The sequence below is a fragment of the Brevibacillus sp. AG162 genome (assembly GCF_006715575.1).
Taxonomy (GTDB): domain Bacteria; phylum Bacillota; class Bacilli; order Brevibacillales; family Brevibacillaceae; genus Brevibacillus; species Brevibacillus brevis.
This window is the reverse complement of record NZ_VFNO01000004.1, coordinates 145,595-160,591: the sequence shown is the minus strand read 5'-3', so window position 1 is coordinate 160,591 and position 14,997 is coordinate 145,595. Positions and strand designations below refer to the sequence as shown.

Genomic DNA, 14,997 nt, shown 5'->3' with positions numbered 1-14,997 from the left:
TGGTCACTCCTTCCCGGTAATGTCTTTCCACGTCACATGGATCACGTTCATGATGAGCAAAGCACCGCTGATCGGAATCACCATGTATACATAACCCATGGGAACGAGCAGAGTGGGTGAGGTTTGTGTCATGCTTCTCGCAGACAACAAATAGCCTTGCTGAACCATGACGAAAAAGAAGACCAGACTACACAAAGCGGCAATAACCAGCACCACTTTGTTCATGCGAGGCGACAAGTACTTTTGAATGTATTCCGTACCGATGTGTGCTTTGATCGACATCGCATACGCTGATCCTAGAAACGTAATCCAGATCAGCAAATACCGAGCCAATTCCTCCGTCCAGGCCAAGGGCTGGTCGAGCAAAAAACGGAAAAGCACCTGCAGGAAGACAGCGACCACCATAATAGCCAGAAGGGCAATGATGAAAAAACGAAGGATGCTGTTTATTTTGGAAACAAGGTTGCCCACACACAATCTCCTTTCGCAGGAAAAAGGGGAGAAAAGCCAGAGTGGCCCGTCTCCCTTCTGCCGTTTATTTTGTATTTACAATTTGATCCACCAGCTCTTTGCCAAACTGCCCGGAAAATTTGTCATAGACAGGCTTCATCGCATCGCGGAAAGCTTGCTTATCAACGTCCTCGGTTATGACTACACCTTTTGCTTTAATATTCGAGATGGCCTCTTCTTCCATCTTGATCATCAGCTCGCGCTCGTACTGACCCGCTTTTTTGGCTTCCTCGGCAAGAAGTTGCTGGACATCTGCCGGGAGCTTATCCCATACAGGCTTGCTGAACAAGATCATCGCCGCTGAGTAGACATGCCCGGTCAAAGCCATTTGCGTTTGCTTGGATTCATATAGCTTGTAGGTCTGTGCGACAATCGCCGGATTTTCCTGGGCATCGACGACTCCTTGTTGCAGCGCCGTCAGCGCCTCTGTCCAAGCCATTGGGGTCGGCTTCGCTCCCAATGCTTCGAATGCAGCCAGATGAATCGGGTTTTCCTGTGTGCGTATCTTTAGCCCTGCCACATCCTCCGGCTTCTTGATCACCTTCGAACCGTTCGTAATATGGCGGAAGCCGTTTTCAGCCCATGCCAGCCCGACCAGATTGGCGTTTTCCAAATCCTTGAGGAGGTCCTGTCCGACTTGTCCGTCGAGGACCTTGTACGCTTGCTCACGGCTCTCAAACAAGAACGGGAGATCCAGCACGCCCAGCTTCGGATGGAAGTTCATAACGGGCGCAGTCGAGGTAATTGACATATCCGCCGTTCCAAAGGTCAGTGCCTCTGTCAATTCACGCTCCGCTCCTAGCTGGCTCAACGGATACACCTCGATTTTCACTTTCCCACTCGAGCGCTTGTCGACATCCTCGGCCATTTTTTTCAATGCCAAATGGTACGGATGATCCTCTGTCAGCGAATGCCCTGCTTTGAAAACATAGCTTTGGCCGTCACTTTTCGGCGCTTCTGTCCCCCCGGCTTGTCCCGAAGGCGGGGCAGTCTGTTGACCGCCTCCTCCTCCGCACGCCGCCAGAAATAAAGACACAGACATGATGCCAGCTAGCACGAAGCTCCACTTCTTCCGAAACATGCGATAGTACCCCCTGTTGATTCTTTTGTTTTTTAAATAATATGAAAATTTAGTTCATTTTACTAGATCCCTCTTCCACCGTCTACATTCATGACCTCGCCCGTGACAATTTTGGATAGATCAGAAGCCAAATAGAGAGCCGCCTGCGCGATATCCTCCGGCTGAATCAACGTGCCCAACGGAACACTGCTGATGAAAATATCTTTTTTCCCAGCCTCTACTTCCGCTTCATCTCCATTGATAAACTTACCTAGCATCGGCGTCTCTGCCGGCCCTGGATTGATGACATTGACTCGGATTTGAAAAGGAGCGAGTTCAATCGCCAGTGCCTTGCTCAACATGATAGCGGCCCCCTTGGACGCACAGTACGCATTCAGCCCCGGACGGGCTCTGATCCCGGCAATCGAAGCGATGTTGATGATGCTGCCCTTCCCTTTCTCCTTCATGTGAGGAACCGCATGCCTTGTCGTCAAAAAGATCGACTTCGTGTTCACCGACATGATTCGATCCCACTGCTCCAAGGTCAGTTCCTCAATGGGGGTAAACGCTTGGGGAACACCCGCGCAGTTGACCAAGACATCGATCGAGCCGTACGCTTCGAGCGTTTCCTTCACGAGTGCAGCGACGCTCGTATCGTCTGCCACATCCGTTTGCACCGCATGACCTTTCCCTTGTGGCAGCTCTTGAGCGACCACTCCTGCCGCTTCTTTGTTCAAATCAGCCAGGATGACGTTGGCTCCCTCGGCCGCAAAAAGGATCGCAATGGCCTTGCCCATTCCTGACGCGGCCCCTGTTACAATCGCCGTTTTTCCTTGCAAAAGTTGCCCGCTCATAGGTTGATCACCACCATTCGCTCTTCTGTCATCTCTTCGACTGCGTAACGCGGACCTTCCTTGCCTAGCCCGCTGTTTTTGATTCCGCCGTATGGCATGACGTCATTGCGATAGGTCGATACGTCGTTGATCACCACGCCGCCGTACTCCAGCACGCGTGCCGCTTTCATCGCGACGTTCAAATCACGGGTAAAAATCCCTGCCTGCAAGCCGTACTCCGAATCGTTGGCTTGTGCAAACGCGTCATCCAGATCACTGTACGGAATGATCGTAACGACGGGGGCGAACACTTCCCGGCAAACCACCTTCATCTCTGGCCTTGTATCCACCAACACAGCCGGATAGAAAAGAGCACCCTCCCGTTTGACAGGCAAGAGCGATCTGGCCCCTTGGCTAATCGCTTCCTGTACCCATTCCTCGGTACGGCTCGCTTCTTTTTCACTGATCATCGGTCCGACATCCGTGTCCGGGTCTTCCGGGTCCCCTACCTTCAACTGTTGGACATGCGAGATATACAAGTCACTGAACGCCTGCATAACCGATTCATGCACGTAAATGCGCTGGACAGCAATGCACGCCTGACCGGCATTGTGAAAGCTGCGGGCGGCTGTTTGACGGGCTGCCAGCTCCAAATCTGCATCGAGGTGGACGATATTGGGAGAGTTGTTGCCCAGCTCCAGGGCAACGGGACGCATGCCACTTCGCTCCTTGATGCGGCGACCGACCTCTCCTGACCCGGTAAAGGTATACATGGCGATGCGCTCTTCATCGAGCAGCCATTCCCCTACCTGACTGCCTGCCCCTGTCACGATATTTACATAGCCTTTTGGCAAGCCCGCTTCCTCCAGGATCTCCACCAACAGAAAGGTTGCGATAGGCGTGACTGTAGCTGGCTTAACCACCAGCGTATTTCCTGCGGCTAGTGCTGGCGCGATCTTGTGTGTGCTGAGCAGCAAGGGATAGTTAAACGGCGTAATGGCACCAATCACTCCCTTTGGCACCCGAATGGTAAAGCCCAGTCGGTTTTCCGAGCCTTCTGTTGCTTGCAGCGGAATCATTTCCCCGTGAATTTTCTTGGCTTCCTCTGCCGACAAGCGCAGCGTATTGATCGTCCGATCCAGCTCATTCATCGCGTCCTTGCGCGTTTTGCCCACCTCGCGAATCAAGGATCGCTCCAGCTCATCCCTGCGTTCCTCCATCAGCTCAGAGGCTTTCAGCAAGATTTTGTACCGTTGAAAAGGAGTCAATTTGTCTGCTTTAAACGTCTCCCATGCAGCTTCCACCGCTTCTGTTACATATCTCTGCTCGGCCTTGGCAATACGCGCGATGCACTCGCCCGTGTATTTGTGTAGGACGGGAATGTAGCTCTCGGTTTTCACCCATTCTCCACCGATGTACAAATCATACGATCTCGCTTCCATGTCCTCTTCCTCCCTTATATTTATCTCGTTGTTTGATAGATGTGGCGAACGATTTCGTCTCCCAATTCTTTCGTTGTCGCTGTTCCCCCAAGATCAGGAGTGAGCACCTTGCCATCTTGCAACACGTTTTCGATGGCGTTCATAATGACAGCACTGAGCTCTGGCAGATCGAGATGATCCATCATCATGGCGAGGCTCCATACTTGTGCGATCGGATTGGCGATTCCTTTCCCCGCGATATCTGGCGCAGAGCCGTGAATGGGCTCAAACATGGATGGGTACTTGCGCTCCGGATTGATGTTCGCGGAAGGAGCCAAGCCCAAACCACCGACGATCGCCGCCCCGAGATCGGTCAAAATGTCTCCAAACAAGTTGCTCGCGACAACGACGTCAAACGTTTCTGGTCGCGTGATGAAATAGGCAGCAAGTGCGTCGATATGATACAGATTGGTCTGGATACCTGGGTATTCCTGACTGACTTCCTTGACGATCTCATCCCAGAACGGCATGGAATGGTTGATGCCGTTGGACTTCGTAGCCGCGGTCACGCTCTTTTTCGAACGTTTTTCCGCCAGTGCGTAAGCGTATTTGAGGATGCGCTCTGTGCCGTACCGGGTAAATACGTTGTTTTGCACCGCCATTTCGTACGGTGTACCCTGGTGCATGCGCCCGCCCATATTGGAGTACTCACCCTCTGTATTCTCCCGCACCACGACGAAATCGAGATCGGCATGTCCTTTATAGCGAAGAGGGCTTTCCAGACCTTTGAGCAGCTTGACCGGGCGAAGGTTCACATACTGCTGGAATGCCCGGCGAATCGGCAAAATCAGCTCCCACACGGATACGTGGTCAGGAACCTCCGGCGCACCAATTGCCCCAAGCAGAATCAAATCATAGTCTTTTAAAATATGTAGTCCATTCTCCGGCATCATTTTGCCGTGTTGGAGATAGTAGCTACAATTCCAATCCATGACATCACACACAAACCGAATGCCACCGTGACTCTCTTCTATGGCACCCAACACCTTCAGGCCCTCTTCCATGACCTCGGGACCGATTCCGTCTCCTGGAATTACTGCAATGGAATAGTGAAGCAACGGTCTCCCTCCTAAAAATCTAAATTTTTTGACTTTATGCAGCACTATCCACTTGCATGATTAATGCCAAGCTCTGTATCATGCACCCTGACCGGATAAAAGCCTTCCATCCGTTCCTCTCTATGCATCACTCGTCCGGTGACATTGCAAAACAACGCAACAAAATGTTGCAACACGCATTGCAACATTTGTTCACGCCAGACTATACCGTTTCATCCATTATCGGGTACAGCCGAGATACATGCAAAAATGGGTCATAGTCTTACTTTTATTTCCAAATGATGATTTTATCGAATTCTCCTGCCATGCCACAAACTGCATTCGAAAAATGACAATTGCTGTAAGCTTGCGACCCAAAATTACTCGTATCTCGGCTGTCCCCCTAGATGTGCTACGGCTTTCCTTTGATGGAAAAGAAACAGCAACCATTCATAAATCCGGTTGCTGTTGTATCTCTCATTTTGGTTACTCAACATAACTATGTACAACATTGTGCTACTTTCAATTCATCACTTCTTCTTATCCATAAAGATCCGTCTTCTTTGATCATATAATCTATTTTATTACTCTTTAAAGCTTCTATCTGTTCTGAGGATGCTCCATCAGAAAATCTATAGTAATCATTTCCAGTCCCCACATATAAAAATCCAAATACTAGCACCACAACTATTGCTGTTGCAGCCAAAGACACGATTAATTTATTCTTCATAAATATCACCTTCTTTCAAAAAGGAGAATCAGGAATGATTATTCCTGATTCTCTCAGGCTGTCGAGAAACCCCCATCCTGAATTTCACGGATTGGGCAGAAAAAATTTGACCTTCTAGAATCGCTCCTAACGCGTTTTGCGAGGGTGGGGAGACATATTTGTACCCCCTAAAATCAAGCGAAAAGTCCCCTTTTTTTCGGAAAGGGACTTTCTCTACACTCTGGGAGAATCAGGAATGATTATTCCTGATTCTCTTTTTTCTTACGTAATAGGGGGAAGATCTTGATCTGCATAATCCTCTTCTTTACCTGTAAATCTCTCTAGTGTCCAGGTACTCTCTTTTTTGTTTGGTTTATTAATTTTTTTAAGCTTTCCGCTTTTGTATAACTCATCAATCGCAATTTTAACGTCTGAACGACTGCTATCACTGTCTATCCCCTCTTGTGCTGCTTTGTATCGTCCTTCTTCATTATTGTGCATATCCATTTTATATGTTAAAGATTTTTTGTTTTGATAGGAAGCACCATCTTCGTGTGCACTCGTCCACTTTTCTGCCCAACTATCATTCACTGCCCATACTATCCACATATTCCATAACGCATGTCGAAAAGCATCTGATTCTTCATCAGTACCATTTCTACCGAAAGCTAATTCTGTATAATTCCATGCCCCTTTCCCTGCCATAAGAGCTTTAAATCCTTTTGACGGCGATTGATCATACAATGCCTGCTCTTTTGGATTCAGTGTAACTACTCCATCAGCATAATCATAGAAATCATCCCAATCACCATCAGAGCTTGAAGCCAGGTTCTTTATATTTTTGTTATCCTTGTTGTATATTTCGCACAGTTCCAAAAAATGTTCATTAATTTCATCTTCAGTCGCTTTTGGGTGATCCTTTTCATATTGAGTCAACTCTTCTAAAATTATTTCTGAAAATCTAAAGTCAACTTTCTCATAAGATTTTTCGTATTTCTTTTCCTCCTCGGCAATACTTTCAGCGATTTTCTCTGTACTTTTAGCAGATGCTGGCGTCAAGACTGACACTGGAGCAACTAATAATGAGAACACGACAAAAGGCACTAATACTCTTTTAAATTTCTTCATAGCTTCTCTATCCCTCTTTTCATGTTTCTACATCTTTACGCTTCTGACTATAATGGGCATTGCCCGTTGTGAAAGCTCCTCCTTAATGGATTATCCAAATTGTAACATGATTTCTAAAAATTACCTTACTTCCTTTTTATAGAAAATATAGAAAAACTGGAAAAATTATTTTCTCGATAGAATTACGTGTTATATTAGTATCCATAAAAAGGAAATTGCATTGGGGGTTAATAGCTGTGGTTGTGGCGGAAATGAGATCGTCGTTTGGCTGCGTTTTGAAAAGGTATCGAGAAGAGGCGGGGCTGACTTTAGCGGAGTTATCTATAAAAACAGACATATCCTCTGGCACGATCAGTAAGATCGAAACAGACTCTCTCACTTTGCCAAATATGCGGAATGTAATTCGATTAGCTGAAACGCTAGATATATCTTTGTACGAGGCGGTTATGCCATATTTAGATAAGATTAAAAGGACTAAAACGTTTGAATTATTGCTGGAAACGGCGATCAATCAGGGGAATGCCGTTCTTACACAAAAAATCGCTTCTAAGCTATTAGAATGCCCTAAGAGCAACACGTTTCTTTCGTTAGATTATCTTTATCAATTGGCGGGAAACACGGAAAATATAGAATTTCGATTTTTAATATATGGTGTGATTTCTCAGTATTCGCGCGAACATGGTATTCCTGTATTTTTAGCCAGGTCGTTATATCAGAAATATCTTATTCAACGTGATAGCTTTAAAAAATTGGACGAGTCGTATATAGAAGGTATGGAGTTATTGCACTATATTTCGTATCTACACGTGGATGAAAGAGTTATGACTTACTATAAGTTGGGTTCGCATGCGTTATTTCGAGGATGTCATGAAGAGTGCATTCATCTATGTAAGAAAGGTATTAATGAAGATCATAAGCGAGATGAGCTGACAGCAAAAGCGTACCTAGCTATTATCATCGCTTACATTGAGTTAAGGGACTATATTCTTGCTAAAGTATATTTGGATGCGTATGAACAATTAGATTGTTTAAATGTACAGAAAGAATCTCAATATCTTCGAGCTATATTATACGCAAAGACTACGGATGATATTGAAAAGGCAGTACCATTATTATTAGATTGCTTGCACATGCGCCCGCAAAACGAAAAGTTACCAGTGGTAAATGATCTGCTGGATATTTATATAAGATTAGGTGATGAGTTGGGGGTCGTAGATATTTTTCGGTCAGAATCGTCATTTTTGCCGACTAACGTTGGTACACCGAACCAATGTACTCATCTAGGTTTATATTTTCGCGCAAAAGGGAATTTTTACATTGAAAAAGGCGATTTAGATATGGGGTGTGCCAGTTTATTAGAAAGTGCTATGTATTATAAGAAAATGATGAAATTGGAAGAAGCGATTAAAAGCATTGGGTATATATTTGAGTACTATACAGCTAACAAGGAAAATTTACCTTTCGGCATACTCCAAAAAATGGAAATATTGTATACTGTACATAATACCTAAACCCGCAAGGGGGTGATACTCGTGAAAAAGTTGATGATGTCTTTATGTATTTTATCCGCGTTATTTGTCGTACCATTTGGGGTAGATACGTTAAGTAAAGAACCTCCGATTGCAAAACACTATCCTGACCCATGGTAAGCCAATTTGCTCCCGACTCCGGTCGGGTTTTTTTGTGTTCAAAGGGGTAGCGCCAACAGTTTGACCGATTTATACGCTTAGCATTAGCGGACATGTATTTTCGTCGTTCCTGATGACCGATAATGATGTTTAGCGGTCATTCGCTTAGAGTAAAAGAAATCGGCTTTTTATACAGCTTAACGTCTTTAGCGTATATTTCCGTTAAAATGTTGGCGGTCGCCCTCAAAAAGCATGCTTTTTGAAATTGCTCCAAATAGATGAAATTACCATTTTTTTAAGTTTGTGACCCAGAATTACTCGTATCTCGGCTGTACCCCATTATGACTATTCCTGATTAATCGCTGCCCCAATCTGGTATTCTTCTATTTTGCGATACAGAGTATTTCGACCGATTTGCAGCATTTTGGCCGCCTTGCTGACATTACCGCCACTTTTTTCGAGTGCCTTTTTGATCGCTTTTCTCTCTGTTTCACGCAACGAAGGAATGGCATGATCTGTAGTCTCTGGCGATTCGGCTTCCATCAATCCCTCCAGCTGGATATGATCGCAATCAATGATGTCCCCCTCTGCCAAAAACACCGCTTGAATCAGCACGCCTTGCAGTTCCCGGATATTGCCCGGCCACGCATAAGCACACAGCTTATCCTGCGCCTCGGTGGTCAGTATGTACGGTTGCTCTGTGTCGATCTGCTGCAACAGATGCTCTGCCACCTGGATGATATCACTGCGTTTTTTCAACGACGGCAAATGAATGGAAACCCCTTTGAGCCGGTAGTACAGGTCTGCCCGAAAACGTCCCGCCTTGATCTCCTCTGACAGGTTTCGATGCGTAGCGGCAATGATCCGCGCATAAATAGGGCGGGATTGATTGCTCCCCACCGGGGTGACGACCTTTTCCTGCAAAACGCGCAGAAGTGCCGCTTGCGCACGCAAAGACATATCCCCGATCTCATCCAAAAAGATCGTGCCTTTTTTCGCCGCTTCAAACTTTCCGATTCTTCCTTCCCGATGTGCCCCTGTGAATGACCCACTTTCATATCCGAATAATTCACTCTCGATCAAATTTTCTGGAATTGAACTGCAGTTCACTGCGATAAAAGGCTCATGCGCGCGCGGACCTGTCTCATGGACCATTTGAGCGAACAGCTCTTTTCCCGTACCGCTCTCCCCCAAAATAATCACAGGAAAATCTACCTGAGCCGCCTTTTGTCCGAGCATCTTTGCCTGCAAGAAGAGCGGGCATGAACCAGCTAGACGCGGAAACGGCTTCAGCTGTACTTTGGGTGCCGCAGACCAAAAACGCGGGCGATGATCTTTCACATTACTGCTAGCACGCTCTTGCTCCGCACTTACTCTTGTTCCCAAGGCTTCCTTTCCGAGCTGCTGTTGCGCGGCCTCATTTAGGCCCACGATACGCTCATCCCGATCCAAGCCGACGAGTGCCAGCTTTTCTCGACCATCTCCTGGGCGTAATGAAGTTGGCAAGGCAATCACACGCTCCGCATCTGCTAACAAAAAGCGGTTTTGCAGAGCCTCTGCGATCATGCAAGCAATGGTTAGGGCAAACGGATGGGAATATTCTTTACGCGTACTAATGTCAATGATGCCCAACAGCTCACCCGCTGGTGAAAAAATAGGTGCCGCCGAGCATGTAAGAAAGCGATTTTCCAAGAAGTAGTGTTGCTCTCCCTGTACCTGAATCGGCTGTTGTGCGATCAGTGCTGTCCCAATCGCGTTGGTTCCTTTGTAATCTTCTGTCCAGTTCGCTCCGATTTGCAGCTGTACTTTTTGTGCCTGGTTGGCGAAGACTGGGTCCCCGATCGTTTGAATAATATTTCCTTCCCGGTCAGACAAGAGTGCGATGTGCTCTGTCGATAACAAAAAGGGAGCAAGCTTGTTAAAAAGCGGGAGACTTTCGCGAATCAGAGGGTGATTATCCTGAATGATTTCTTTGATTCGTCGGGCAGAAATGATTTGATCATTGGCCTTCTCCGTTACCTTGAGGTTCGATTCCTGACAGCGCTTCCAAGATTGCTGAACAATCGTCGACAACACGATTCCCTCCCCCAAAAATCATTCCTTCTCAGTATAACATGAGAGTCTTTGCTATTGAAAAACCAGTCGAATCATAAGCACATTTGTCCGACTGGCTGCTCTTTTTGTCCCAATACGGAACACGACATGATCCAATATGGAACAATTTCTACCCTCATTCACTCGAGAAAACGCTGTCACTTCGAGCTTTTTCACGTTGGTACGAGACTTGCTTTTAGAGAGGGGTGTAAAGAAATATGTGATAAATGAGGAGGCGCTCGCAATGATCTATGCTCAGCCCGGCCAAGCCGGTTCCAAGGTGACTTTCAAAAACCGCTATGAAAACTACATCGGGGGTAATTGGGTTCCGCCAGTGAAAGGTGAGTATTTCGAAAACGTATCACCTGTAACAGGCAAGGTCTTTTGCGAGGTAGCCCGCTCGACAGCCGAAGATATTGAGCTGGCACTGGACGCTGCCCATGAGGCAAAAGGCGCGTGGGGTCGTACCTCTGTTGCACAGCGCGCGAATATTTTGTTAAAAATTGCGGATCGCATGGAAGCAAATCTGGAGATGCTGGCAAACGCAGAGACGTGGGAAAACGGCAAGCCCGTTCGTGAAACGCTCGCGGCCGACATCCCGCTGGCGATTGACCATTTCCGTTACTTCGCCGGAGCGATCCGCGCTCAAGAAAGTACACTCGCTGAAATCGATAACGATACGGTCGCTTATCATTTCCATGAGCCACTCGGTGTCGTTGGTCAAATTATTCCGTGGAACTTCCCGCTCCTCATGGCTACATGGAAGCTGGCTCCAGCCTTGGCTGCGGGCAACTGCGTCGTCCTCAAGCCAGCGGAGCAAACACCTGCATCCATCATGGTGCTGATGGAGCTGGTCGGTGACCTGCTCCCTCCTGGCGTCGTCAACGTCGTGAACGGCTTCGGTCTGGAAGCGGGTAAACCTCTCGCTTCAAGCAACCGTATCGCGAAAATCGCCTTTACAGGTGAAACGACCACAGGACGCTTGATCATGCAATACGCTTCCCAAAATATCATTCCGGTGACACTGGAGCTGGGCGGAAAATCCCCAAACATCTTCTTCCCGGATGTGGCTGCAAAAGACGATGCCTTCTTTAACAAAGCGATTGAAGGATTCGTACTGTTTGCGCTCAACCAAGGTGAGGTTTGCACATGCCCATCCCGTGCGCTCATTCACGAAAGCATTTACGACCAATTCATGGAGCGTGCCCTGCAACGCGTTGCCAATATCAAGCAAGGAAATCCGCTCGATACAGATACGATGATCGGCGCACAGGCTTCCTTGGAGCAGGTAGAAAAAATCCTCTCCTACCTGGATATCGGCAAACAAGAAGGCGCAGAATGCCTGATTGGCGGCTCTCGTGCACAGCTTGCAGGTGATCTCGAGGGCGGCTACTACATCCAGCCAACCGTCTTTAAAGGGCACAACAAAATGCGCATCTTCCAGGAAGAGATCTTCGGTCCGGTCGTCTCCGTAACGACCTTCAAGGATACAGAAGAAGCACTCGCCATGGCAAATGATACGCTGTATGGCTTGGGTGCAGGTGTATGGACACGCGATACGAACACAGCCTACCGCATGGGACGCGAAATCCAGGCTGGTCGCGTCTGGACCAACTGCTACCACGCTTACCCGGCTCACGCAGCGTTTGGCGGCTACAAAATGTCCGGTATCGGCCGTGAGACACACAAAATGATGCTGTCTCACTACCAACAAACGAAAAACCTGCTGGTCAGCTACAGCGATCAAGCTCTGGGCTTCTTTTGATCCATGAGCCAGCCAGAAAAAGTGCTCGCGACAGATGCTGCACTGGCATTAATCGAACGGCTTCGCGCCAAACACGGTGACCTGATGTTTCACCAGTCAGGGGGCTGCTGCGATGGCAGCTCCCCTATGTGTTACCCGCTCGGAGAATTTCTTGTAGGTGAGCAGGACGTTCTGTTGGGCGAGATCGGCGGCTGCCCGTTCTACATGGGCAAAGCGCAGTATGAGTATTGGAAGCATACGCAGCTCATCATTGACGTCGTGAATGGACGTGGCGGGATGTTTTCGCTGGAAGGACCCGAGGGGGTACGCTTCCTCACACGTTCACGGGTATTTCCGGACACGGAACCGGAATAAAAGGAAGACCGCTCCTGCCTTTTTACTGGCTGGAACGGTCTTTTTTTGATTGGATGGCTATCTCGATTTTTTGCGAGAGGAACGTTTTGCAGGAGCAGTGTTTGCCCGATTGCCTTGTTTTGCATTCGGACGTGCTGAGCCGCGTTGAGCAGCCGCTGGCTTGCGCTTGGAATTGCTCGACTTGCGATCAAAACCACCTGCTGTTGCTCGGTTACCGTCCTTTGGCTTGCGATCAAAATCAGCTGCTGCACGATCCCGATCCTTTGGTTTGCGTTCAAAGCCACCTGCTACCCGGTCTCTCCCCTTCGGCTTACTCTCAAAACCGCCGCCCTTCTGTTGACGCCCTTCCCCTTCTCTTCGACGCTCCCCAGAGCCTTGCTGTCTTCCGTCAGCGGACTTTCCTTTCCCTTTCCCTTTCCCTCTGCCCTGCTTGTCGCCGCGCCGATCTGCTTTCTCGGCTCGCTCCCTCTCAGGCTTTTGCTTTTTCTGATCGCCCGACTCTCCACGATCCATTTCACGACGCTCCAGAGACAGGTTGATTCCTGCTTCAATCTCCGCAAGCTGCATCCGATCCTTCGCGGCTACCAACGTATAAGCGATCCCTTTTTCCTTGGCTCGCCCCGTTCTGCCGATCCGATGTATATAGCTGTCCACATCTTCTGGAATGTCATAATTGAAAACGTGCGTGACTCCCTCTACATCCAGCCCACGCGCTGCCACATCCGTTGCGACCAGAAACTGAATTCTTGCCTCGCGGAATCGCTTCATGACATCCTCGCGCTTCGCCTGTGACAAATCGCCGTGCAGCTCGTCAGAAATATAGCCAAGGGCTTGCAACGCATCATTCAGCTTACTCGCTCTGCGCTTCGTTCGGCAAAAAATCACCGCGAGAAACGGCCTTTCCTCATCAAGCAAACTGCACAGCGTAGCTTGCTTTGCACGATCTGTCGTCTCCACCACGATTTGGCGAATATCGTCTAGCGTGATGCGTTTGCCCTGAACTTTGATATTTTCTGGCTTTTGCATAAAGCGCTTTGCCAGTGATTGCACCTGTTCCGACATGGTGGCCGAAAACAGCATGATCTGCTTTTCAAAAGGTGTTTTGGCCATAATATCCTCTACCTCTGGCAAAAACCCCATATGCAACATCTGATCCGCCTCATCCAGGACAAACTTTGATACCTGCGACAGATCGATCGTCCCTCTTCGCAGATGATCCAGCAAGCGTCCCGGCGTAGCGATGACCACTTGTATTTTTCCAGTCAGCTTTCTCAATTGCTGATTCACATCTTGTCCACCATAAACAGCAAGCACATGCACGTCATCCAGCATTGCTACGAGCTTTTTCACCTCTGCCGTAATTTGCAAAGCAAGCTCCCGGGTAGGCGTCAAAATCAGTGCCTGAACATGCGTTGCTTCCGGATCAACCTTTTCCAGGATCGGCAAAATAAATGCAAGCGTCTTTCCCGTTCCCGTCTGCGCTTGCGAGATGACATCTTTTCCTTCGAGTACGACGGGGATTGCTTTTTCCTGAATCGGTGTCGGTTCGGTAATCCCGTTCTCTTGCAGAGCATGTATCAATTCCTTGCGAATTCCTAATCTCCAAAAATCAGCCAGTTTCGCCATCTCCATTCATAGATCGATCCGTCATTATTTCGTACATACTGCCATGCCGATAAAGTACCGTACGCCATCGCGGGGTGTTTTTTCAAACGTAACGCCTCTCTGATAGTACATATCCACGTCAGAATAGCGTACAAACAGCTCCGCGAACTCTTCCGGCGTCAACTGATGAACATGGAAGGGCTCACTCGTCTCTTTGCCTCGCCCTCTGCCAAATGGACTGGACAGCACAAGCGTACCACCTGGTGCAAGCATCCGATACAAGTTATCCATAAACAGCAAATCGTCTGCGACATGCTCAATCGTCTCAAAGCTCAAAATCGTATCAAACAACCCCAATTGCTCGGGAAGCGCCGGATCAAGCGCGTCACCCTGCTGATACGTAATCTTTTGATGGTTGTATTCCCGATTGGCGTAAAATATCGTCGCCTCATCGTTGTCGACTCCGATCAATTCTGTCAGCTCTCGTTTTCGATCCTTTGCGATCATATGACATCCATAGCCGGTACCGCAAGCGATGTCCAGCACTCGACCTTTTACATAGGGTGCCGCAAAATAATATCTGGCTATATGCTCCAGCAGCATGCCATTCGTAGGTTTTAACAGCTTGGGGATGATTCTCTCCCCTGTCCATTCCAGCAAAGCCATCACCAATTTTCTCGTATTCTTCCTCACATCTTACCTTATTTATCGGCTTGATCCTATCAGCTAGCATTTCCTGAACGCGGTTTATTAAGAAATTTGTAAGACATTTCATTACTGTTTTGTTAGAGCT

At 48.0% G+C, this 14,997-nt stretch carries 13 protein-coding genes; 3 read left to right on the top strand and 10 right to left on the bottom strand.

Annotation, left to right across the window (positions count from 1 at the left end):
* Positions 1–3: 3 nt before the first annotated feature.
* The 7 genes from FB479_RS14590 to FB479_RS14560 all read right to left on the bottom strand — a co-directional run bounded on the left by FB479_RS14590 (position 4) and on the right by FB479_RS14560 (position 6,758).
* Entirely contained in the window at positions 4–471 is a 468-nt protein-coding gene (locus FB479_RS14590) for a TRAP transporter small permease (RefSeq protein WP_106654926.1), read from the bottom strand.
* A gap of 64 nt (positions 472–535) precedes the next feature.
* A complete protein-coding gene (locus FB479_RS14585; protein WP_106654927.1) occupies positions 536–1,591 on the bottom strand; it encodes a TRAP transporter substrate-binding protein in 1,056 nt (351 codons plus the stop codon).
* A gap of 62 nt (positions 1,592–1,653) precedes the next feature.
* The gene (locus FB479_RS14580) at positions 1,654–2,424 is read right to left on the bottom strand and encodes an SDR family oxidoreductase (RefSeq protein ID WP_142065789.1); all 771 of its coding nucleotides are present in this window, start codon (positions 2,422–2,424) and stop codon (positions 1,654–1,656) included.
* The gene (locus FB479_RS14575; RefSeq protein ID WP_142065788.1) at positions 2,421–3,845 is read right to left on the bottom strand and encodes an aldehyde dehydrogenase family protein; all 1,425 of its coding nucleotides are present in this window, start codon (positions 3,843–3,845) and stop codon (positions 2,421–2,423) included. The genes FB479_RS14580 and FB479_RS14575 overlap by 4 nt, the downstream gene beginning before the upstream one ends.
* A 20-nt stretch (positions 3,846–3,865) precedes the next feature.
* Entirely contained in the window at positions 3,866–4,942 is a 1,077-nt protein-coding gene (locus tag FB479_RS14570) for a tartrate dehydrogenase (RefSeq protein ID WP_142065787.1), read from the bottom strand.
* A gap of 478 nt (positions 4,943–5,420) precedes the next feature.
* Positions 5,421–5,651, bottom strand: a complete 231-nt coding sequence (locus FB479_RS14565) for a hypothetical protein (RefSeq protein ID WP_007724549.1) — start codon at positions 5,649–5,651, stop codon at positions 5,421–5,423.
* Between the two features lie 261 nt (positions 5,652–5,912).
* Positions 5,913–6,758, bottom strand: coding sequence for a DUF6973 domain-containing protein (locus tag FB479_RS14560; protein WP_142065786.1), 846 nt, complete (start codon positions 6,756–6,758; stop codon positions 5,913–5,915).
* Between the two features lie 236 nt (positions 6,759–6,994).
* On the opposite strand from FB479_RS14560, the gene FB479_RS14555 reads away from it, so the two are divergent.
* Positions 6,995–8,269, top strand: coding sequence for a helix-turn-helix domain-containing protein (locus FB479_RS14555; protein WP_142065785.1), 1,275 nt, complete (start codon positions 6,995–6,997; stop codon positions 8,267–8,269).
* Positions 8,270–8,731: 462 nt separating this feature from the next.
* Here the strand turns inward: FB479_RS14555 and FB479_RS14550 are convergent, their stop codons facing one another.
* A complete protein-coding gene (locus FB479_RS14550) occupies positions 8,732–10,459 on the bottom strand; it encodes a sigma-54-dependent Fis family transcriptional regulator (RefSeq protein ID WP_142065784.1) in 1,728 nt (575 codons plus the stop codon).
* Between the two features lie 265 nt (positions 10,460–10,724).
* Here FB479_RS14550 and adh point away from each other — a divergent pair, with 265 nt between their 5' ends.
* Positions 10,725–12,245 carry an aldehyde dehydrogenase gene (gene adh, locus FB479_RS14545; RefSeq protein ID WP_142065783.1) on the top strand — a complete coding sequence of 507 codons (1,521 nt, stop codon included), beginning with the start codon at positions 10,725–10,727 and terminating at the stop codon, positions 12,243–12,245.
* A gap of 3 nt (positions 12,246–12,248) precedes the next feature.
* Positions 12,249–12,599 (top strand): DUF779 domain-containing protein, encoded by a 351-nt coding sequence (locus FB479_RS14540; protein WP_016739606.1) that lies wholly within the window; start codon positions 12,249–12,251, stop codon positions 12,597–12,599.
* 57 nt (positions 12,600–12,656) lie between these two features.
* Here FB479_RS14540 and FB479_RS14535 read toward each other — a convergent pair whose 3' ends face one another.
* Positions 12,657–14,231 (bottom strand): DEAD/DEAH box helicase, encoded by a 1,575-nt coding sequence (locus tag FB479_RS14535; RefSeq protein ID WP_142065782.1) that lies wholly within the window; start codon positions 14,229–14,231, stop codon positions 12,657–12,659.
* A gap of 18 nt (positions 14,232–14,249) precedes the next feature.
* The gene (locus tag FB479_RS14530; protein WP_185746375.1) at positions 14,250–14,870 is read right to left on the bottom strand and encodes a class I SAM-dependent methyltransferase; all 621 of its coding nucleotides are present in this window, start codon (positions 14,868–14,870) and stop codon (positions 14,250–14,252) included.
* Between the last annotated feature and the right edge of the window lie 127 nt (positions 14,871–14,997).

Bases quoted from the DNA above. Each gene is read 5' to 3' on its own strand.
- FB479_RS14585 (WP_106654927.1), bottom strand. From the start codon at position 1,591: ATGTTTCGGAAGAAGTGGAGCTTCGTGCTAGCTGGCATCATGTCTGTG.
- FB479_RS14580 (WP_142065789.1), bottom strand. From the start codon at position 2,424: ATGAGCGGGCAACTTTTGCAAGGAAAAACGGCGATTGTAACAGGGGCC.
- FB479_RS14575 (WP_142065788.1), bottom strand. From the start codon at position 3,845: ATGGAAGCGAGATCGTATGATTTGTACATCGGTGGAGAATGGGTGAAA.
- FB479_RS14565 (WP_007724549.1), bottom strand. From the start codon at position 5,651: ATGAAGAATAAATTAATCGTGTCTTTGGCTGCAACAGCAATAGTTGTG.
- FB479_RS14560 (WP_142065786.1), bottom strand. From the start codon at position 6,758: ATGAAGAAATTTAAAAGAGTATTAGTGCCTTTTGTCGTGTTCTCATTA.
- adh (WP_142065783.1), top strand. From the start codon at position 10,725: ATGATCTATGCTCAGCCCGGCCAAGCCGGTTCCAAGGTGACTTTCAAA.
- FB479_RS14540 (WP_016739606.1), top strand. From the start codon at position 12,249: ATGAGCCAGCCAGAAAAAGTGCTCGCGACAGATGCTGCACTGGCATTA.
- FB479_RS14535 (WP_142065782.1), bottom strand. From the start codon at position 14,231: ATGGAGATGGCGAAACTGGCTGATTTTTGGAGATTAGGAATTCGCAAG.
- FB479_RS14530 (WP_185746375.1), bottom strand. From the start codon at position 14,870: ATGGCTTTGCTGGAATGGACAGGGGAGAGAATCATCCCCAAGCTGTTA.